Genomic DNA, 18747 nt, shown 5'->3' with positions numbered 1-18747 from the left:
TCGCATGTTCACGCTCTTCTCGCGTGATATCACATTTCCATCTGGCAGCTGTAAAAGGAGTCTGCATGCCTGCTCGTTCCTCGGCGTTGATTAGGTTCGGTCTGGCGGCTGCCATGGTGTTATTGACCGGTTGCGGCCAGGAAAAACCGGCTGCTCCCGAGCTGCCGCGGGTTTATGTACAGACGGTAAAAACCGCTGACTTTGCCGCCAGTGTTGCGCTGACTGGCGATATTCAGGCGCGGGTGCAGACCCGGCTTTCCTTTCGGGTCAATGGCAAGATCATCCAGCGCAATGTGGATGTCGGTGACCGGGTGACTGCCAATCAGGTACTGGCCCGGCTCGATCCCAAGGATTTGCAGATCAATGTCGATTCGGCGCAGGCCTCGGTGGCGGCCGAGCAGGCGCGAGTCATTCAGGCGCGTGCCGCTTTCGGGCGTCAGGAAAAACTGCTGCCCAAGGGGTACACCAGTCGCAGCGAATACGACTCCGCCCAGGCCGCCTTGCGCGGAAGCGAGAGCGCGCTCAAGGCGGCGCAGGCGCAACTGGCCAATGCCCGTGAGCAACTGAGTTACACCGCACTGGTTGCCGATACGCCGGGCGTGATCACGGCCCGCCAGGCTGAGGTCGGGCAAGTGGTGCAGGCCACCGTGCCGATCTTCGATCTGGCTCGCGATGGCGAGCGCGATGCGGTGTTCAATGTGTTCGAGTCGCTGTTCGTCCAGCCGCCCACCGATCAGCCGGTGCAAGTGACCCTGCTCGATAATCCGGCCATCAAGGTCAGCGGCAAGGTGCGTGAAGTGACCCCTGCCGTTTCGGCCGAAACCGGGACCTTGCAGGTCAAGGTGGCACTCGACCCTTTGCCCGAAGGCATGGACCTGGGCTCGGTGGTCAGCGTGGCCCTGAGTGCTCCGGCCAATGCCAGCGTGGAGTTGCCGTGGTCGGCGTTGACCAAGGACCTGGGCGAACATTTGGGCAAACCCGCCGTGTGGGTGGTGGATGAACAGGGCAAGGCCAATCTGCGCAGGGTTCAGGTGGCCCGTTACCTGACATCCCGGGTCATCATCGGTGACGGGCTCAAGAGCGGGGAGAGAGTCGTGGTGGCGGGCGGACAGTTGTTGCATCCGGACATGCAAGTGGAGATCGCGGATCAACCCCGGAATCACAATGCTCAGGTGCAACCATGAAGCGACTGTCCTGCCTGTTGTTGAGTGGTCTTGTCTTGAGCGGTTGTGGTCATGATGAAGCGCCCCCCGAGCCGGTACGTCCGGTTGTCTTTGTCGAGGCCCGGCCCGATTCGCTGCTGGAATTCGGGCGTTTCGCCGGCAATATCCAGGCGCGTTACCAGAGTGTGCTGGGCTTTCGGGTGCCGGGCCGTATCGCGGCTCGCCATGTGGACGTGGGCAGTGAAGTCCGGAAGGGCGATCTGCTTGCGACGCTCGATCCGACCGATCAGCAGAACAACGTGCGTGCACGCGAGGGCGATCTGGCGCGTATCGAAGCTCAGTGGATCAACGCCCAGGCCAATGCCCGTCGCCAGCAGGAGTTGTTCGACCGTGGCGTCGGTGCGCAGGCACAACTGGATATTGCCCTGACCGATCTGAAAACCACGCGCTCGTCACTGGATCAGGCCAGGGCCGCAGCCCGGCAGGCCAGTGACCAGTTGAGTTACAGCGAGCTGCGCAGCGACGATGATGCGGTGGTCACCGAGTGGCGGGCCGAGGCCGGGCAAGTGGTTACGGCCGGGCAGGAAGTCGTTACCCTGGCACGGCCCGATATCAAGGAAGCGGTCATCGACCTGCCCGCGTCACTGGCCGATCAATTGCCTGCCGATGTGGTGTTCACCGTGGCGAGTCAGCTTGATCCGGATGTGAACACCACCGCCACGCTACGAGAAATCGAACCCCAGCCCGATCGCTCGACCCGCACCCGCCGTGCCCGGTTGTCCCTGACACAGACACCGACAGCGCTGCGCCTGGGCACGGCGATCAGTGTGACCCTCAGCTCGGCCATTGCGCCGCGCATGCGTCTGCCGGTCAGTGCGCTGCAGGAGGCCGATGGCCAAAGCCGGATCTGGGTCATCGACCCGCAAAGCCAGACCGTGAACCCCAGAGAGGTGAAGATTGTCAGCCGCGAAGGTGACAGTTTCCTGCTGGCCAGTGGCGTCAATGCCGGTGAAAAGGTGGTCAGTGCAGGCGTCAACAGCCTCAAGCCGGGGCAGAAAGTCAAAGTCGATGAGGAAAGCCCACGATGAAAGGAAGTTTCAATCTCTCCGAGTGGGCCATCAAGCATCAGTCGTTCGTCTGGTACCTGATGTTCGTCGCCCTGTTGATGGGCGTGTTTTCCTACATGAAGTTGGGGCGTGAAGAAGACCCGTCCTTCACGATCAAGACCATGGTCATCCAGACACGCTGGCCGGGCGCGACGGTGGATGAAACCCTGAAACAGGTGACTGACCGGATCGAGAAAAAGCTCGAAGAGCTGGATTCGCTGGACTACGTGAAAAGCTACACCCGGCCGGGCGAGTCCACGGTTTTCGTATTCCTGCGTGACACCACCAGTGCCAGGGACATACCGCAGATCTGGTATCAGGTGCGCAAGAAGATCGATGACATTCGCGGCCAGTTTCCCCAGGGCCTGCAAGGGCCGTCGTTCAACGACGAATTCGGCGATGTGTTCGGCTCGATCTATGCCTTTACCGCCGACGGCTTTTCGATGCGCCAGTTGCGCGATCATGTCGAGAAGGTACGCGCTGACATCCGCGACGTGCCTGGCCTTGGCAAGGTGCAGATGATTGGCCAGCAGGATGAAGTGATCTACCTGAATTTCTCCACCCGCAAGCTGGCAGCCCTGGGGCTGGATCAGCGGCAGGTGGTGCAGAGCCTGCAATCGCAGAACGCAGTGACGCCAGCGGGGGTGATCGAGGCAGGTCCCGAACGGATTTCCGTGCGGACCTCCGGGCAGTTCGCTTCGGAAAAGGATCTGGCGTCCGTCAACCTGCGGCTCAATGACCGTTTCTACCGCTTGAGCGATATCGCCGAGATCACCCGAGGCTACACCGACCCCTCCACGCCAATGTTCCGTTATAACGGCAAACCGGCCATCGGTCTGGCCATTGCGATGGAGAAGGGCGGCAATATTCAGGCCTTCGGCAAGGCATTGCATGACCGTATGGACGCTTCCACCGCCGAATTGCCGGTGGGTATCGGCGTACACAAGGTGTCGGACCAAGCCGAAGTGGTGGACAAGGCGGTGGGCGGCTTCACCAGTGCGCTGTTCGAGGCGGTCATCATCGTGATGGTGGTCAGCTTTGTCAGCCTTGGGGTGCGCGCCGGTCTGGTGGTGGCGTGTTCCATTCCGCTGGTGCTGGCGATGGTCTTCGTGTTCATGGAATACAGCGGCATCACCATGCAGCGGATTTCCCTCGGCGCGCTGATCATCGCCCTGGGCCTGCTGGTGGACGATGCGATGATTACCGTGGAAATGATGGTCACGCGGCTGGAAATGGGGGAGACCAAGGAGCAGGCCGCGACCTATGCCTACACCTCGACAGCCTTCCCGATGCTGACCGGTACGCTGGTGACGGTGGCCGGTTTCGTGCCCATTGGCCTGAACGCCAGTTCGGCGGGGGAATACACCTTCACACTGTTTGCCGTGATCGCGGTGGCGATGCTGGTGTCGTGGATCGTGGCCGTGTTGTTTGCACCGGTGATCGGCGTCCATATCCTGAGCAGCAACATCAAGCCCAAGTCTGAAGAGCCGGGACGCATCGGGCGTGCGTTCAACAGCAGCATGCTGTGGGCCATGCGTCATCGCTGGCTGGCGATCGGCATGACGATCCTGCTGTTCGCCGCGTCGCTGTTCTCCATGCAGTTCGTGCAGAACCAGTTCTTCCCGTCCTCGGACCGCCCTGAAATCCTGGTCGACCTGAACCTGCCGCAAAGTGCTTCGATCAACGAGACACGCCGGGTCGTGGACCGTTTCGAGGCCAGCCTCAAGGACGATCCCGATATCGAGCGCTGGAGCACCTACATTGGCCAGGGTGCCGTGCGTTTCTACCTGCCGCTGGATCAGCAACTGGAAAACCCGTTCTATGCCCAGTTGGTGATTGTCAGCAAAGGGCTGGAAGAGCGTGGAGCCTTGACTGCTCGTTTGCAAAAACGCCTGCGCGACGAGTATGTCGGCATTGGCGCCTATGTGCAGCCGCTGGAGATGGGGCCGCCGGTGGGGCGTCCGTTGCAGTACCGCGTCAGCGGCGAGAACATCGACAAGGTGCGTCAGCACGCCATTGAACTGGCCACGCTGCTGGGCAAGAACCCTCATGTCGGTGAAGTGATCTATGACTGGAACGAGCCGGGCAAGGTGCTGCGTGTCGATATCAATCAGGACAAGGCGCGGCAGTTGGGGCTGTCTTCCGAAGATGTTGCCCAGTTGATGAACAGTGTGGTCAGTGGCTCGTCGGTGACGCAGGTGCGTGACGACATCTACCTGATCAACGTGGTCGGTCGTGCCGAGGACGCCGAGCGTGGCACACCGGAAACCTTGCAGAACCTGCAGATCGTGACCCCGGCGGGGACCTCGATTCCGCTGTTGGCCTTTGCCACGGTCGGTTATGAGCTGGAGCAGCCATTGGTCTGGCGTCGTGATCGCAAACCGACCATCACTGTGAAAGGTGCCGTGCGCGATGCCATTCAGCCGACGGATCTGGTTAACCAGTTGAAGCCGGACGTCGACAAGTTTGCTGCCGGTTTGCCAGTGGGCTACAAGGTGGCGACCGGCGGAACCGTGGAAGAGAGCAGCAAGGCGCAGGGGCCGATTGCCAGTGTCGTGCCGTTGATGCTGTTCCTGATGGCCACCTTCCTGATGATCCAGCTGCACAGCGTGCAGAAGATGTTCCTGGTGGCCAGTGTCGCGCCGCTGGGCCTGATCGGTGTGGTGCTGGCGCTCATTCCGACCGGAACGCCATTGGGGTTCGTGGCGATTCTCGGCGTGTTGGCGCTGATCGGCATCATCATCCGCAACTCGGTGATTCTGGTGACCCAGATCGATGCCTACGAGAAGAGCGGCTATTCGCCATGGGACGCCGTGGTCGAGGCCACGGAACATCGCCGCCGCCCGATCCTGCTCACCGCGGCGGCGGCCAGCCTGGGCATGATCCCCATCGCACGTGAAGTGTTCTGGGGACCGATGGCCTACGCGATGATCGGCGGCATCATCATCGCCACGCTGCTGACCCTGTTGTTCCTGCCCGCCCTGTATGTGGCCTGGTACAAGATCAAGGAACCCAAGTCGGCGTAGGAGCGAATTTATTCGCGAAGCTTTTCGCGGATGAATCCGCTCCTACAGGCTCAAGGCTACGCCACGTGGCTCAAGTTCAAGGAGCCCAAATCGGTGTAGGAGCGAATTTATTCGCGAAGCTTTTTCGCGGATGAATCCGCTCCTACATGTTCAGGCTACGCCAGACACTTGCCAGCCAGGGTTGTTGCTCACGCGGCAGTCCGGTGGGCCGGTAGTAATGCTCCAGTTCGACAAAACCTGCTTCGGTCAGCAACTCGCGCCATGATTCCAGGTCGTGATACGAGCCATAACGCTCGCCTTTCCAGCCTTCTTGGTTCTCGCCTCTGGGATTGGAGCTGAACAGTACGCCACCCGGTTTGAGTGTGGCGTGTAACTGTTGCAGGACTCTGGGCAGTTCCTGTTTCGGAATATGGAACAACACGGCATTGGCAAAGATGCCGTCGAAGCGTGCGGCGGGCAGATCCAGTTCCAGAAAATTCTGTTGCAGCACTTCACAGCCGCTGTCGGCGCGAGCCATTCGGGCGAATTGTTCGCTGCCATCCAGGCCGACCGCGACATGACCCATGGCGCTGAAGGTTTTCAGGTCCCGCCCCGGTCCGCAGCCGAAATCCAGAATATGCCAGGGCGTCGAGCCTTCGATATGGCGCAGCAGCGCGGCAATGTTCTGGCTGACGTCGTGGTCGCGAGTGCCTTCACGAAAGTCTTCGGCCACCTGGTTGTAATGGCCGACGGTGATGGCGGTGATCTGGGCGAGGTCTTGGGCGTCGAGCTTCATGGCAAGCGGTTGTCCGGGCAGAAGAGGCCGTCAATATACCCCCGGCCCGGACTGAAGCAATGGCTCAGCGCTTGTTCAGAACTCGCGCCAGACGGTCTCCGCCAAGCTGGATGACGGCCACCAGTACCACCAGCAGCACGATCACGGTCAGCATGATCTGGGTGTCGAAGCGTTGATAACCGTAGCGGTAGGCGATATCACCCAGACCGCCAGCGCCGATGGCCCCGGCCATGGCGGAAGAGTTGATCATCGTGACCAGCGTAATGGTAAACCCGCCCACGATGCCCGGCAGCGCCTCAGGCAACAGCACATGCCAGACGATATGCCAGCGGCGGCAGCCCATGGCCTGTGCGGCTTCGATCAGGCCATGATCGACTTCGCGCAGGCTGACTTCGGCAATACGAGCAAAGAACGGCGTGGCCGCAATGGTCAGCGGCACCACCGCCGCCCACACGCCATAGCTGGTGCCCACGATCAGGCGGGTGAAGGGGATCAGCGCAACCATCAGGATCAGAAACGGAATCGAGCGGAACAGGTTAACGAAAGCGCCCAGTACCCGATTCAGTGCCGGAGCTTCGTAAATCCCGCCTTTGGAGCTGATGACCAGAATCACCGCCATCGGAATGCCCAACAGCAAGGCAATGAGTGACGAGACACCGACCATCGCAAGGGTATCGAGTGCGCCTTGCAGCAAACGATCAAACCACATAACCCAATACCTCCGCCTGGGGCGCGTGCTGTCGGGCACGGGCCAGCAATTCGTCTCGATTGTGGGGAGAGCGGGCAATCGACAGGATCAGATGCCCCACGGCACGCTCCTGAATGCGCTCCACGCTACCTTGCAACAGCTTCACCTGACCTCCGAGGGCTGAAAACAGAACCACCAGGTCCGGTTCTTCAGCGCTGACGCCGGTAAAACGCAAGTCCAGCAGCAACGTGGCCTCCGGGTGGGGCGGTTGCGGCGTCAGGCTTTCCAGCAACGCTTTCGGCAGACCGAGTTGCAGCGGTGCCAGCAGGGTCTTGCTGACTTCATGCTGTGGGTTGCCAAAGACTTGCCACACCGGGCCTTGCTCGACCACCTGGCCTTTTTCCAGCACCACCACGCGGTTGCAGATATCGCGGATCACCGCCATTTCATGGGTAATCAGCACGATGGTCAGGCCCAGCCGCTGGTTGATCTCGCGCAGCAGGCCAAGGATCGATTGTGTCGTTTCCGGGTCCAGCGCCGAGGTGGCTTCGTCGCACAGCAGAATCGCCGGATCGTGTACCAGCGCCCGGGCAATGCCGACGCGCTGTTTCTGCCCGCCCGACAATTGCGCGGGGTAGGCCTTGTGCTTGTCTTTCAGCCCCACCAGTTCCAGCAATTCGCTGACCTTGCGCTGGCGCTGTTCCCTGGGCACGCCAGCGACCTTGAGCGGCAGCTCGACGTTCTGCCACACGGTCTTGGCCGACATCAGGTTGAAATGCTGGAAGATCATGCCAATGCGTCGACGCAGCTCCACCAGCCTGTCTTCGCTGAATTCGCCAATGTCCACCTGATCGATCAGCACCCGGCCGCTGCTGGGTTGTTCCAGCCGGTTGATGGTGCGGATCAGTGAAGACTTGCCGGCACCGCTACGGCCGATGATGCCGAAGATCTCGCCGCGCTGGATCGCCAGTTCGATGTTGCTCAGGGCCTGCACCGGGCCTTGCTGGCCCTGGTAGATCTTGCCCAGATGACTGAAGCGGACATGGGCATGGTTCAGGTCCGGGTGCAGTTCGGTCTGGCTGGCCGAATGCACCACCGGTTCGAGTGGCAATTGCCGTTGCGCGGTCGCGTTCATGTCATTCCTTCCAGCCTGGCTGGTAAAGCTTGCCGTTGACCTTGTCCAGAGAGGCGCGGACCACCGGTGAGTGCTGATAGATATCGACGAATCTGGCCAGGCGTGGATCGTCCTTGCGCTCGGGTTTGATCACGAACTGAATTACGTACTCCGGGTGGTCCAGACCGTCGAACAGGATGGCCGAATCGGCCGGGAAGGTCTTGGCCAGACGAATGTAGGCCGGGTAACCCTGAACCAGATCGGCATCGTCGTAGGCGCGAACCAGTTGCACGGCTTCAACCTGAATGATCTTGAGTTTCTTCGGGTTGGCCGTGATGTCTTCTTCGGTGGCCTTGTAACCCACGCCTTGCTTGAGGGTAATCAAGCCCGCCTTGGCCAGCAGTTGCAGGCCGCGACCGCTGTTGATGGGGTCGTTGGCGATGGCCACGCTGGCACCGGTGGGCAGTTCATCGAAGCTTTTGTACTTTTTCGAGTACAGCCCGACGTTATTGATGATGCCCGGCGCGTAGGACACCAGGTTGTAACCGGCAGCTTCATTGGCGTTGGTCAGGAACGGGATGTGCTGGAAGTAGTTCACATCGATATCGCCCGCCGCCAGGGTGACGTTAGGCGCGATCCAGTCGGTGAACTCCACCAGCTCGACCTTCAGGCCTTGCTTGGCGGCCTCTTCCACCGCCGCCTCCAGTGGTATGGCAAAGGCGGCAGTGGTGCCGACCTTCAAGGGCGCATCGGCGGCGTGGGCGGTGAGGGTCAGCAGGCTCAGGGCCAGCGCGATAAAGGGTTTTTTCATGGTGTTGTCCGTTGTTTTGAAAAGTCTGTGGGAGAGCGGTGCCGGGCCTGTTCGCGAATGAATTCGCTCCTACGGGGAGTGTCGATGCCTTGACCCTGCATGGTTGTCTGGCAGCCGCGCATTCCCTTCGGGAAACAGCTTCTGGCGCAGGCTGCCTTCTTCGTAAGCGGTCTTGTACGAGCCACGACGTTGCAGCTCGGGGATCACCAGATCGATGAAGTCCTCATAGCTTTCCGGGGTGACGGTGCGGGTCAGGTTGAAGCCGTCCAGGCCGGTTTCTTCGATCCAGGATTCCAGCTCGTCCGCGACCTGCTCCGGTGAGCCGATCAGGGTGATGTAGCGCCCCCCCAGGGCGTGCTGGTCGAGCAGACGCTGCCGGGTCCAGTCGTTGTTCTTGAGGTTTTTCGTCGCGGACTGGATGGCGTTGCTTTTCACGTACTGGATGGGCTCATCCAGTTCGTATTGCGCAAAGTCGATACCGGTGGACGCCGCGAAATGCGCCACACCCGCCTCGGCACTGGCGTAGCGGCGGTACTCGGCGTGTTTCTCCCGGGCAATGGCTTCGGTGGCGCCCACGATCACGTTCAGGCCCATGAACACCTTGATGTCTTCAGGGTTGCGTCCGGCCTCTACGACGCTGGCCCGCACCTTGTCGACCTGTTCGCGGGTCGCGGCCTTGTTCTGGCCGCTGATGAAGACACACTCGGCATTCTGCCCGGCGAACTGCAGGCCCCGGTCTGAACTGCCGGCTTGAAACAGCACGGGGGTGCGTTGCGGCGAGGGTTCGCACAGGTGATAGCCTTCGACCTGATAGAACTCGCCCTTGTGCCGGATCTTGTGGACCTTGTCCGGCCTGGCATAGATACGTTGTTCGCGGTCATTGATGACCGCCCCGTCTTCCCAACTGCCTTCCCAGAGCTTGTACAGCACCTCCAGGTACTCGTCGGCCTGATCGTAGCGGCGGTCATGCTCGACCTGTTCGGTCAGGCCCATGGCCCGGGCCGCGCTGTCGAGGTAGCCGGTGACGATATTCCAGCCCACCCGGCCGCGGCTCAGGTGATCCAGTGTCGACAGGCGTCGGGCGAACAGATAGGGCGCTTCATAGGTCAGGTTGGCGGTGAGGCCGAAGCCCAGGTGTCTGGTAACCGCTGCCATGGCCGACACCAGCAGCAACGGGTCATTGACCGGTAACTGGATCGACTCCTTGAGCGGCACGTCCACCGAGTTCTGATACACGTCGTACACCCCGACGATATCGGCGATGAACAGCCCGTCGAACAGGCCGCGCTCCAGTAATTGCGCCAGTTCGGTCCAGTATTCGAGGGTCTTGTACTGGGTGGAGTTGTCCCGTGGATGTGTCCACAGGCCATGGTTGATATGGCCGATGCAGTTCATGTTGAACGCATTGAGCAGGATTTTCTTGCGGGCCATCAGATCGTCCCCCGACGCGGAGGATTGATGTCATTGAGGTAGTAGTTGCCGATGGCGTGATACTTCCATCGCACCGGGTCGTGCAGCGTATGCACACGGGCATTGCGCCAGTGACGGTCCAGCCCGTGTTCAGCCAGCGTCGATTGGCTGCCCGCCAGCTCGAACAGCCTGCTGCCCGCTTCCAGTGAGATTTCCGTGCTGATGGCACGCGCCTCGGCAACGGCGATGGAGGCGGCGGCCAGGGTCTGGTCGTTGATATCGGCCTGGGCAATGTCCAGGTATTCGCCTGCCCGCTCCAGCAGGGCCTCGGCGGCATGCAGACGAATGCCGAGCTTGCCGAAACTGTGCAGGGTCAAAGGATCGTCCACGGCCTTCTCGATGCCTGAATCGATCCACGGTCGGGTGCGAGTGCGCACGAAGGTCAGGGCGTCTTCAAAGGCGGCACGGGCAATACCGGTGTCGATGGCCGCATGGAGAATCTGTGCCAGCGGTCCGACTGTTGTGGGCCGTTCAAAAGCGCTCTGGAACGGAACCACATCACTGGCGCTGACATACACGTTGTCGAACACCACCGAGCCGCTGCCGGTGGTGCGCTGGCCGAAACCGCTCCAGTCGTCGATCACGCTCACTCCTGCGCTGTCATGCGGGACGAAGGCCAGATGTTGAACGCCCTGATCGTCGATGACCGAGGTTGGAATCCGTTGCGCATACAGCGCGCCCGTGGCGTAGAACTTGCGCCCGTTGATGCGATAGCCGTCGCCTTCGCGTTGCAGACGTGTAGTCCGGTCGTGAGCGGTTTTCGTACCCAGTTCGGCCAGGGCATTGCCAAAGCGCTGGCCAGCCAGTGCTTCGGCATACAAACGTGCCTGTTGTTGTGGGCTGCCATTCACGCGCAGCACTTCCAGCGCATAGAAATGGTTTTGCGGGATCTGCCCCAGTGAGCCGTCGGCCTGGGCGATGATCTGCACGACCCTGGCCAGGGTGACATTGGAAACACCTGCGCCGCCCAGGGCCTTGGGCACGCTGATGCCCCACAGGCCGGACTGGCTGAACAGGTCGAGTTCAGGGGTTGGCAGACGGCGCTCACGGTCACGCAGGGCGCTGTCGGTGGTGAAGGTCTGCGCCAGTTCACTGGCCACTTGCAGGGCTTGTGCGTCACTGGCGATCACGGCAGCGGGCGAGGAAAGACTCATACGGTGTGCTCCAGTGGTCTGGTTCAAATCCAGGAATGGCGTGCGGGCAGGGTGCCGTTCAGGTGCCAGGCGCCAACAGCGTGGTATTTCCAGCGCACCGGGTCGTGGAGGGTGTGGACGCGGGCATTGCGCCAGTGCCGGTCAAGGTTGAACTCGGCCAGGGTGGCGCGGCTGCCTGCCAGCTCGAACAGCTTTTCACTGGCGCGCAGGGAGATCTCCGTGGTCAGCACTTTGGCCCGTGCGACCGCAATGGACGCGCGGGCGGCGGACTCTTCATCGATCGCCACGGCGCTCACTTCATCGAGTGTCCGGGCAGCCTTGTGCAACAGGGCCTCGGCGGCATGCAGCTCGAGTTTCAGCTTGCCGATGTCGGCGATGACATAGGGGTCGTCGCTGGCCCGCTCGACATTGGCGTCGATCCAGGGGCGCGAGCGCTCGCGTACAAAGGTGATGGCGTCATCGATGGCTTCGCGGGCGATACCGGCATCGATGGCTGCCTGAATCAGTTGGGACACCGCGCCCTGGATATTCGGGATCAGCGCCAGGCGCCAGTTGTCGACCACATGCTCGGCGTCCACCGGTACGTTATCCAGCAGTACCGTACCGCTTGCCGTGGTGCGCTGGCCGAAACCCGACCAGTCATCCACGATCCGCAGGCCAGGTGTGCCGCGCTTCACGAAGGCCATGACCTGCTGGCCCTCTTCGTTGAGCGCCTTGACCGCGACCCAGTGGGCGAACAAGGCTCCGGTGGAATAGAACTTCTGGCCATTGATGACAAAGCGGTTGCCGTCGGCGGTGATGCGGGCCTTGAGTTCCAGAGTGTTTTTCGTCCCCCGTTCAGGTCCGGCATTACCGATGCGCCAGCCCTCCAGAACGCTCTGGAACAGGTATCTTTTCTGCTGTTCGCTGGCGGAATCCTGCAACAGATGAAGGATGCCGAACTGGTTCTGCGGGATCTGCCCCAGAGCCGGATCGGCCGCCGAGATGATCCGGAACACTTCGGCGAGGGTCACGAAAGAGACCTGTGGGCCGCCGTAAGCTTTGGGAATGGAAATGCTGCCTAAGCCGTTACGGGTGAACTGTTCAATTTCTGACCAGGGCAACTTGCGGCCCTGATCGCGTCGGGCGGCATTCAGGCGTGCAATACCTGCCAGTTCACGGGCGGCTGCAATGGCCTGGGCATCAGTGTGCAAGACCTTGGCAGGCAGAAGCAAAGGCGCCACATCGTGCTCTTGTGGAGCAGACGTGTGCCGGACAGGGGATGTGGGTAATGCCCTGGTGTTGTCCACGGGGGTAATCGTGAAAGAAGCCATCGGAACCTCGTAGCGGGATACCGCGAAAGCGGCAGCAAAGAAACGTCACGATGTCCGGTGGTCCGGTTTATATACCCTAATCTTGTATTATTTTTTTTAAAACGTGCTTTTTGGAATAAGCATAGACGGCAAATGTTGCCGGTCAGAGGGGCTTGTGGCGTGGCGCTTGCTGGTCCGGATCGGCGAGGCTATTGGAGCTAAAGGGCTGTCTATCCAGAGGCATTGGAAGGCCTGCACACGGACAACAGTCCCCGGGTAACGTGGTGCAGGCGCTCATGAGTGGAAGGGATTCAGAATCACTGGGTGATTTCGCCAAGGGTACGAATGGTTATTTCCCTGGGCGGTGCCCAGAGCGAGTTGTTCCCTACCCGGTCAATGACGCAATAAGTGACTTCCAGTTGCTGTTCCCCGCCGGCTTCCCGGATCAAGGTGGCCGGTACAACCAGGTCGATGGGCTCTCCAACATCCTCCATCGTCAGAGGGGGAAGGTCCATGCGCAGGTCGCCCCAACGCAAGGTGATTTCGTCATGGGGAGCCATGTTCAGGTAAGGCTCGATTGTCATGGGCAGTCCGCTGTTCATGTGTCTGGCACTCAAGCCACGTCGTATGACCGACTCGGGCAGGGACAGGGGAGCCAGGCCCTGGTTTTCATCTTCTCTGGGACTGAGCAATTGTCCGCCCGGTGCATCCAGCTTGACCCATATCTTGCGGCAGGAAGATGTAACTGGAGTCCCCCCGACTTTCATCATTCTGTAGTAAGTGCGTGCCTTGCCGTTTTGCAGGAAACTTTCCGGTACGCGTAACGTAATACGTTGACCAATATCGGAAGTTGTAAGGATTTTCGATGCAACGTAGCAACCGTCCCAGAACAATTCGATCAGGTCTCCCTCATCCATATCGTCATAGGGAAGAATATCGACCATGAGTTGGGGCGCTATCCTGACCCCGATACCATGCCTGCTGGCCTGGGGGATGAACGGGGGAGGAAGCTTCGGATGGTTGTTTCTGCAAGGGGTCTGGGTCATGTGTGAGTACTCTGGGTTATCAGGGGGGCAAGTAACAAATCGTTTGGTTTCGGTATGTTTTTGTAATTGAACGACCTGAAAAGTGCGAGGTGATAAGTACCTTAAAGTTAAGAGTTGTGGCAAACATTACAAAATGTCGTTAAATGCGGCTTGCAAGTTTTTGGTGATGGCAAATCTATTGTTTGAAATGAGCTAATGGCTTTTGCGTGAAACTGTCAATATGCGAATGGATTGTAAATTGAGTGTTGTAGAAAATTAGATTATTCCTACATGGATAAACCAAAGCTGTTTACTTTTTATAAAAGGGGAGTCTTACAACAAAAAAACACCATGTTATGCACCTCGTCAAAAAAACAGGTGCTACAGCGACACTGACAAGAGGAAGAGGGATACCAGGAGGAGGATTGGCGTGAAACGTTGACCGGTTTTATGCCAGTAATTCGATGTTTTTCTTTGCCTGGCAGGAGTAATCGAACAAGGATTTTGATTCATCAATTCTTGTTGAAATGTAATACCTACAGCAGCAGCGCCATATAGGCGCTGCTATTGGGTGTTGGCTCTGTAGGATCAGGCTCTGGTTCGTTCCAGAAATTGCCGCGTACGTTCTTCCTGAGGATTGGCGAACAAGGCCTTGGCTTCCCCTTGTTCCACGATCACGCCTTTGTCGATGAAAATCACCCGATTGGCGACGTCCCGGGCAAAGCTCATCTCGTGGGTGACGATGACCAGGGTGCGCTTTTCTTCGGCCAGTGCCCGAATGGCTGCCAGCACCTCGCCGACCAGTTCCGGGTCCAGTGCCGAGGTGGGCTCGTCGAAAAGGATGACCTCCGGTTCCATTGCCAGTGCCCTGGCAATGGCGACCCGCTGCTGCTGCCCGCCGGACAGACGACGTGGGTAGGCATCTTCCTTGCCGGCCAGTCCGACTTTCGCCAACAGTTGCCTGGCCAGAGCGACAGCCTTTTCCCGTGCGACCTTCTTGACCACCACCGGCCCTTCGATCACGTTTTCAAGCGCCGTGCGATGGGGGAAGAGGTTGAAGTTCTGGAACACAAAACCGACCTGCTGACGTAGCTGACGAATCAGACCGTGTTGCTGGTTCAGGGGGCGAGTGGCATCAATCTGGATATCACCCACCTTGATCGTTCCGCTGGTGGGCGTTTCCAGCAGGTTCAGACAGCGCAGCAGTGTGGTTTTCCCCGAGCCGCTGGGGCCGATGATTGCCACGACTTCTCCGGCTTCGATGCGCAGGTCAATGCCCTTGAGCACGGGCTGGCCCTTGAATTCCTTGGTGAGGTTTTCAACCACGATCATGTTTCAGGACTCCAGATCATGCCGGTTGACCCTCGCTTCGAGACGGTTCTGCAGGTGTGAAAGCACGGAGGCAAGGACCCAGTAGATCAGTGCCGCGGCCAGGTACATGGTGAAGATTTCAAAGGTACGCGCGGTGATCAGCTGTGCCTGACGGAACAGCTCCGGCACCTGGATGGTGGCCGCCAGGGCCGTGTCCTTGACCAGCGAAATGAAACTGTTGCCCAACGGCGGCAGGGCCGTACGGGCCGCTTGTGGCAGGATCGCCCGGCGCATGGTCTGCCAGCGGGTCATGCCGATACTGGCCGCGGCTTCCCATTGCCCACGCTCTACGGCACCGATGGCGGCGCGCAGGATCTCACAGGCATAGGCGCCCATGTTCAGCGAAAAGCCGATCAGGGCTGCCGGCAACGGATCCAGCTCGATGCCCAGTTGCGGCAGGCCGTAATAGATCATGAACAGTTGCACGAGCAGCGGCGTCCCCCGGAAGAACGACACGTAGATACGTGCCGTCCAGCTCAGCATCCTGAAGCTCGACAGGCGCATCAGGGCCAGGCCAAAGCCCAGCAGCAGCCCGAAAAACATTCCGCCCAGGCTGAGGGTGACGGTGTAATACGCGCCTTTGAGCAGAAAAGGCGCGGAGTCGAGGGCGAGCTGGAAACTCTCTTCGATCATTGGGTCACGTCAGCGCTGAAGTATTTCTGCGACAGTCTGGCCAGCGTGCCGTCGGCGCGAAGTTTGTCGAGAGCCTTGTTGAGGGCGTCCAGCAACTCGGGCTCGCCTTTACGCAACGCTATGCCCGACTCCTGGCGGGAGAACGGAGCACCGGCAGCCGCCAGGGCATTCTTGGTCTTGTTGACCATTTCCAGGGCGGCCAGACGGTCGACCAGAATGGCGTCGATACGTCCTACGCGCAGGTCTTGAAATTTGGTCGGATCATCGTCGTAGGTTTTGACGATGGCCCCAGGAACGTTGGCCTTGACCCATTGCTCATAGTTGGTGCCCAGACCTACGCCGACTTTCTTTCCGGTCAGGTCTTGCGCGGTCTTGATGGTGTTTTCGTTTTTCTTCTGGGTCAGCGCCTGAAGGCCGGAGATGGTGTAAGGCTGGGAGAAGTCGTATTTCTTCTTGCGCTCTTCGGAAATGGTCACCTGATTGATCACCACATCCAGACGCTTGGATTCCAGTGCGGCCAGGATGCCGTCCCATTTGGTCGGTTGCACCTTGGCCTTGACGCCCAGCTCCTTGGCCAGTGCTTCGGACAGCTCGACCTCGAAGCCGGTCAGCTTGCCGTTTTCATCCACAAAACTGAACGGTGGATACGTCCCCTCAAGGCCTACGCTGAGAGTGCCGCTGTCCTTGATCTTTTGCAGTTGCTCGCCAGCCATGGCGTGCCCCGCAATGCTGGAGCCGAGGACCAGACTCAGCGCCGAGAAAAGAAACGTGCGACGAATAGCGGAAATGTTCATGCGAGCCCCTTGTTTGTGTGGAGTGCCAGGCCAATCCGACCCGCCGCGGTGCGTCGGGTGGTGCCATGGCGGCGCGACTATAAAGCGCGCCTTTTATAAATAAAAAGAACTAAAAAATATCTTCAGTGCTTTTTCGGGTATATGGCAAAAACCATGTCCCCTTAGCTATAGAACACATCCGGATAAGCAAACAACGCCGGTGCACCGCCGGTGTGTAAAAAGACCAGCGGACCGTCGTTGAAACGCTGACGGCCGATACCGTCCAGCAGGCCCGCCATGGCCTTGCCGGTGTAGACCGGATCCAGCAGCAGCCCTTCCTGGCTGGCCACGAGTTTGATGGCCGACAGCGTACCGGCGTTCGGCTCGCCATAGCGTGGCGCGAAATATTCGTCCCACAACTGCACGTTGAACGCTGGCGGGAGTGCAACATCAAGCAATTCGGCCGTACGTTCGGCCAGGCTCTGGACCTTGGGGCGCTGTGCGTCTTCGCTGCGCGAGACGGTCACACCGACGACAGGCAATTCAGGCAACTGCTCAGCCAGCGCCAACGCCAGGCCGCTGTGGGTGCCAGCGCTGCCGGAGGCCAGCACCACGGCGGCAAAATCAAGACCGGTCTGTTTGATTTGCCCGGCCAGTTCCAGGCCCGCACGCACATAACCCAGCGCACCGACGGCACTGGAGCCCCCGATGGGGACGAGATAAGGCTTCTTGCCATTGGCTTGAAGGCGGGTGGCAAGCGCCTGCAGTTGTTCATCGGCGTTATCGAGGTTTTCCACCAGCTCGACTCTGGCATCGAACAGCTCCAGCAGCAGGCGGTTGCCGTTACGCAGATAAGAGGTGTCTTCCGTGCCGATGGGGTTTTCCAGCAGTGCGACGCAGCCCAATCCGAGACGGGCAGCCAGTGCGGCGGTCTGACGGACATGGTTGGACTGGATGGCACCGGCGGTGATCAGCGTGTCGGCACCCTGAGCCAGTGCATCGGCGGCCAGGTATTCCAGTTTGCGCACCTTGTTGCCACCCAGCGCCAGCGTCGTGGTGTCATCGCGTTTGATATAGATGTCACGGCCTGCCCAGGCTGACAGGCGCTCGAGTTTCTCCAGCGGGGTGGGAGCCTCGATCAGCTCAAGGCGCTCGAAACGTGCCAGTTGTTCTTTGATCATCGTGGTCGCTAAGCCTGGAAGAGAATTGCTGGACTATATGCAGACGTTTCCTTCACGGCAACCTGCGATGTTTTATGTCTTCCGAAGTAAAGCCCTACGCAAATTGTTATTTTTTCCACACAAATGTTTGCCGTAGAGTGGAGGCCGCAACGGCCGCCGTCATCGGTTTGCCTTCTTTGAATCAAGGAGAGTTCAGCGTGAGCGATATTCCAGAAGCACCTGCCGCAGGCCGTTCCAGCCACTGGCAGTTGCAGCGGATCGTCAGCCAGTTGCGCGCAGCGCGTGAAGACTGGCGTACTCGCAACAGGCGGGTGAGCGGTGAGCATGGTGGACGGGAGCTGCCTTCCCGGGCAGCCATGCGTGACATTCTTGAAGCCCTGAGTGGAGCCTTGTTCCCGATGCGTCTGGGACCGGTGGATCTGCGTGAGGAAAGCGAGGACTTCTACGTCGGGCACACGCTGGACGTGGCCCTCAATGCGCTGCTGGCGCAGGCTCGTCTGGAATTGCGTTATGTCGCACATCAGCAGGGCGGTGAAACCCATGGCATCGACGAGCGGGCGCTGGAGCTGATCCAGGATTTCGCCACGGCCTTGCCGGGCATTCGCCTGCTGCTCGATACCGACGTACTGGCGGCCTATCACGGCGACCCGGCGGCGCGCAGTGTCGACGAGGTTCTGCTGTGCTATCCGGGCGTGCTTGCGGTGATCCATCACCGGCTGGCGCATCACCTGTATCGGGCCGGTCTGCCCTTGCTGGCGCGTATCAGCTCGGAAATCGCTCATTCGGCCACCGGCATCGACATTCACCCCGGGGCGCAGATCGGGCCGAGCTTCTTCATCGATCACGGCACCGGTGTGGTGATTGGTGAAACGGCCATCATCGGCGAGCGGGTGAGGATCTATCAAGCGGTGACGCTGGGTGCCAAACGCTTCCCGGCGGATGAAGATGGCCAGTTGCAGAAGGGCCATGCACGCCACCCGATCGTCGAGGACGATGTAGTGATTTATGCCGGTGCGACCATTCTGGGCCGCATCACCATCGGCAAGGGCTCGACCATCGGCGGCAACGTCTGGCTGACCCGCAGCGTCCCGGCCGGCTGCAACCTGACCCAGGCCAACCTGTTGCAACAGGACGACGGCACACAGAAGTAATTTCCAGGACCGGA

Annotated in this window: 16 protein-coding genes; 4 read left to right on the top strand and 12 right to left on the bottom strand. The window is 60.0% G+C overall.

Annotated features, from left to right (window positions below; all coding sequences use genetic code 11):
• The first annotated feature begins 65 nt into the window (after positions 1 to 65).
• From ACIPY9_RS03950 to ACIPY9_RS03940, 3 genes are read left to right on the top strand one after another with little or no spacing between them, the layout of a single operon-like run.
• Complete coding sequence (locus ACIPY9_RS03950; RefSeq protein ID WP_400697173.1) at positions 66 to 1184, top strand: efflux RND transporter periplasmic adaptor subunit; 1119 nt, start codon at positions 66 to 68, stop codon at positions 1182 to 1184.
• The gene (locus tag ACIPY9_RS03945; RefSeq protein ID WP_400697171.1) at positions 1181 to 2251 is read left to right on the top strand and encodes an efflux RND transporter periplasmic adaptor subunit; all 1071 of its coding nucleotides are present in this window, start codon (positions 1181 to 1183) and stop codon (positions 2249 to 2251) included. The genes ACIPY9_RS03950 and ACIPY9_RS03945 overlap by 4 nt, the downstream gene beginning before the upstream one ends.
• Positions 2248 to 5295: an efflux RND transporter permease subunit gene (locus tag ACIPY9_RS03940; protein ID WP_400697170.1), complete on the top strand. Its 3048-nt coding sequence runs from the start codon at positions 2248 to 2250 to the stop codon at positions 5293 to 5295. The genes ACIPY9_RS03945 and ACIPY9_RS03940 overlap by 4 nt, the downstream gene beginning before the upstream one ends.
• Positions 5296 to 5437: 142 nt before the next feature.
• Here ACIPY9_RS03940 and ACIPY9_RS03935 read toward each other — a convergent pair whose 3' ends face one another.
• The 12 genes from ACIPY9_RS03935 to ACIPY9_RS03880 all read right to left on the bottom strand — a co-directional run bounded on the left by ACIPY9_RS03935 (position 5438) and on the right by ACIPY9_RS03880 (position 17582).
• Positions 5438 to 6070, bottom strand: coding sequence for a class I SAM-dependent methyltransferase (locus ACIPY9_RS03935; protein ID WP_400697168.1), 633 nt, complete (start codon positions 6068 to 6070; stop codon positions 5438 to 5440).
• A gap of 64 nt (positions 6071 to 6134) precedes the next feature.
• Positions 6135 to 6779 (bottom strand): methionine ABC transporter permease, encoded by a 645-nt coding sequence (locus tag ACIPY9_RS03930; protein ID WP_400697167.1) that lies wholly within the window; start codon positions 6777 to 6779, stop codon positions 6135 to 6137.
• Positions 6769 to 7893, bottom strand: coding sequence for a methionine ABC transporter ATP-binding protein (locus ACIPY9_RS03925; protein ID WP_400697165.1), 1125 nt, complete (start codon positions 7891 to 7893; stop codon positions 6769 to 6771). The genes ACIPY9_RS03930 and ACIPY9_RS03925 overlap by 11 nt, the downstream gene beginning before the upstream one ends.
• 1 nt (position 7894) lies before the next feature.
• Positions 7895 to 8683 carry a MetQ/NlpA family ABC transporter substrate-binding protein gene (locus ACIPY9_RS03920; protein ID WP_400697163.1) on the bottom strand — a complete coding sequence of 263 codons (789 nt, stop codon included), beginning with the start codon at positions 8681 to 8683 and terminating at the stop codon, positions 7895 to 7897.
• 69 nt (positions 8684 to 8752) lie between these two features.
• Positions 8753 to 10114, bottom strand: coding sequence for an LLM class flavin-dependent oxidoreductase (locus ACIPY9_RS03915; RefSeq protein WP_400697162.1), 1362 nt, complete (start codon positions 10112 to 10114; stop codon positions 8753 to 8755).
• Positions 10114 to 11307 carry an SfnB family sulfur acquisition oxidoreductase gene (locus ACIPY9_RS03910; RefSeq protein ID WP_400697160.1) on the bottom strand — a complete coding sequence of 398 codons (1194 nt, stop codon included), beginning with the start codon at positions 11305 to 11307 and terminating at the stop codon, positions 10114 to 10116. The genes ACIPY9_RS03915 and ACIPY9_RS03910 overlap by 1 nt, the downstream gene beginning before the upstream one ends.
• Positions 11308 to 11330: 23 nt before the next feature.
• Positions 11331 to 12620 carry an SfnB family sulfur acquisition oxidoreductase gene (locus ACIPY9_RS03905; protein ID WP_400697159.1) on the bottom strand — a complete coding sequence of 430 codons (1290 nt, stop codon included), beginning with the start codon at positions 12618 to 12620 and terminating at the stop codon, positions 11331 to 11333.
• A 296-nt stretch (positions 12621 to 12916) separates the two neighbouring features.
• The gene (locus tag ACIPY9_RS03900; RefSeq protein WP_400697157.1) at positions 12917 to 13645 is read right to left on the bottom strand and encodes a hypothetical protein; all 729 of its coding nucleotides are present in this window, start codon (positions 13643 to 13645) and stop codon (positions 12917 to 12919) included.
• A 567-nt stretch (positions 13646 to 14212) separates the two neighbouring features.
• A complete protein-coding gene (gene tcyN / locus ACIPY9_RS03895; RefSeq protein ID WP_400697155.1) occupies positions 14213 to 14956 on the bottom strand; it encodes an L-cystine ABC transporter ATP-binding protein TcyN in 744 nt (247 codons plus the stop codon).
• A 3-nt stretch (positions 14957 to 14959) separates the two neighbouring features.
• Entirely contained in the window at positions 14960 to 15628 is a 669-nt protein-coding gene (tcyL, locus tag ACIPY9_RS03890) for a cystine ABC transporter permease (RefSeq protein ID WP_400697153.1), read from the bottom strand.
• Positions 15625 to 16422, bottom strand: a complete 798-nt coding sequence (gene tcyJ / locus ACIPY9_RS03885; RefSeq protein WP_400697151.1) for a cystine ABC transporter substrate-binding protein — start codon at positions 16420 to 16422, stop codon at positions 15625 to 15627. Before tcyJ ends, tcyL begins: the two co-directional genes overlap by 4 nt.
• Before the next feature lie 161 nt (positions 16423 to 16583).
• On the bottom strand, positions 16584 to 17582 hold the full coding sequence (locus ACIPY9_RS03880; RefSeq protein WP_400697149.1) for a D-cysteine desulfhydrase: 999 nt from the start codon (positions 17580 to 17582) through the stop codon (positions 16584 to 16586).
• A 197-nt stretch (positions 17583 to 17779) separates the two neighbouring features.
• Here ACIPY9_RS03880 and epsC point away from each other — a divergent pair, with 197 nt between their 5' ends.
• A complete protein-coding gene (gene epsC, locus ACIPY9_RS03875) occupies positions 17780 to 18733 on the top strand; it encodes a serine O-acetyltransferase EpsC (RefSeq protein ID WP_400697148.1) in 954 nt (317 codons plus the stop codon).
• The last annotated feature ends 14 nt before the right edge of the window (positions 18734 to 18747 follow it).

Origin of the sequence: Pseudomonas sp. NPDC089734 (assembly GCF_044748865.1) — a bacterium.
GTDB lineage: Bacteria > Pseudomonadota > Gammaproteobacteria > Pseudomonadales > Pseudomonadaceae > Aquipseudomonas.
This window is presented reverse-complemented; position numbering and strand designations above follow the sequence as displayed.

Excerpts from the sequence above, each read along its gene's own strand:
- ACIPY9_RS03950 (WP_400697173.1), top strand. The coding sequence starts at position 66 with ATGCCTGCTCGTTCCTCGGCGTTGATTAGGTTCGGTCTGGCGGCTGCC.
- ACIPY9_RS03945 (WP_400697171.1), top strand. The coding sequence starts at position 1,181 with ATGAAGCGACTGTCCTGCCTGTTGTTGAGTGGTCTTGTCTTGAGCGGT.
- ACIPY9_RS03940 (WP_400697170.1), top strand. The coding sequence starts at position 2,248 with ATGAAAGGAAGTTTCAATCTCTCCGAGTGGGCCATCAAGCATCAGTCG.
- ACIPY9_RS03935 (WP_400697168.1), bottom strand. The coding sequence starts at position 6,070 with ATGAAGCTCGACGCCCAAGACCTCGCCCAGATCACCGCCATCACCGTC.
- ACIPY9_RS03930 (WP_400697167.1), bottom strand. The coding sequence starts at position 6,779 with ATGTGGTTTGATCGTTTGCTGCAAGGCGCACTCGATACCCTTGCGATG.
- ACIPY9_RS03925 (WP_400697165.1), bottom strand. The coding sequence starts at position 7,893 with ATGAACGCGACCGCGCAACGGCAATTGCCACTCGAACCGGTGGTGCAT.
- ACIPY9_RS03920 (WP_400697163.1), bottom strand. The coding sequence starts at position 8,683 with ATGAAAAAACCCTTTATCGCGCTGGCCCTGAGCCTGCTGACCCTCACC.
- ACIPY9_RS03915 (WP_400697162.1), bottom strand. The coding sequence starts at position 10,114 with ATGGCCCGCAAGAAAATCCTGCTCAATGCGTTCAACATGAACTGCATC.
- ACIPY9_RS03910 (WP_400697160.1), bottom strand. The coding sequence starts at position 11,307 with ATGAGTCTTTCCTCGCCCGCTGCCGTGATCGCCAGTGACGCACAAGCC.
- ACIPY9_RS03905 (WP_400697159.1), bottom strand. The coding sequence starts at position 12,620 with ATGGCTTCTTTCACGATTACCCCCGTGGACAACACCAGGGCATTACCC.
- ACIPY9_RS03900 (WP_400697157.1), bottom strand. The coding sequence starts at position 13,645 with ATGACCCAGACCCCTTGCAGAAACAACCATCCGAAGCTTCCTCCCCCG.
- tcyN (WP_400697155.1), bottom strand. The coding sequence starts at position 14,956 with ATGATCGTGGTTGAAAACCTCACCAAGGAATTCAAGGGCCAGCCCGTG.
- tcyL (WP_400697153.1), bottom strand. The coding sequence starts at position 15,628 with ATGATCGAAGAGAGTTTCCAGCTCGCCCTCGACTCCGCGCCTTTTCTG.
- tcyJ (WP_400697151.1), bottom strand. The coding sequence starts at position 16,422 with ATGAACATTTCCGCTATTCGTCGCACGTTTCTTTTCTCGGCGCTGAGT.
- ACIPY9_RS03880 (WP_400697149.1), bottom strand. The coding sequence starts at position 17,582 with ATGATCAAAGAACAACTGGCACGTTTCGAGCGCCTTGAGCTGATCGAG.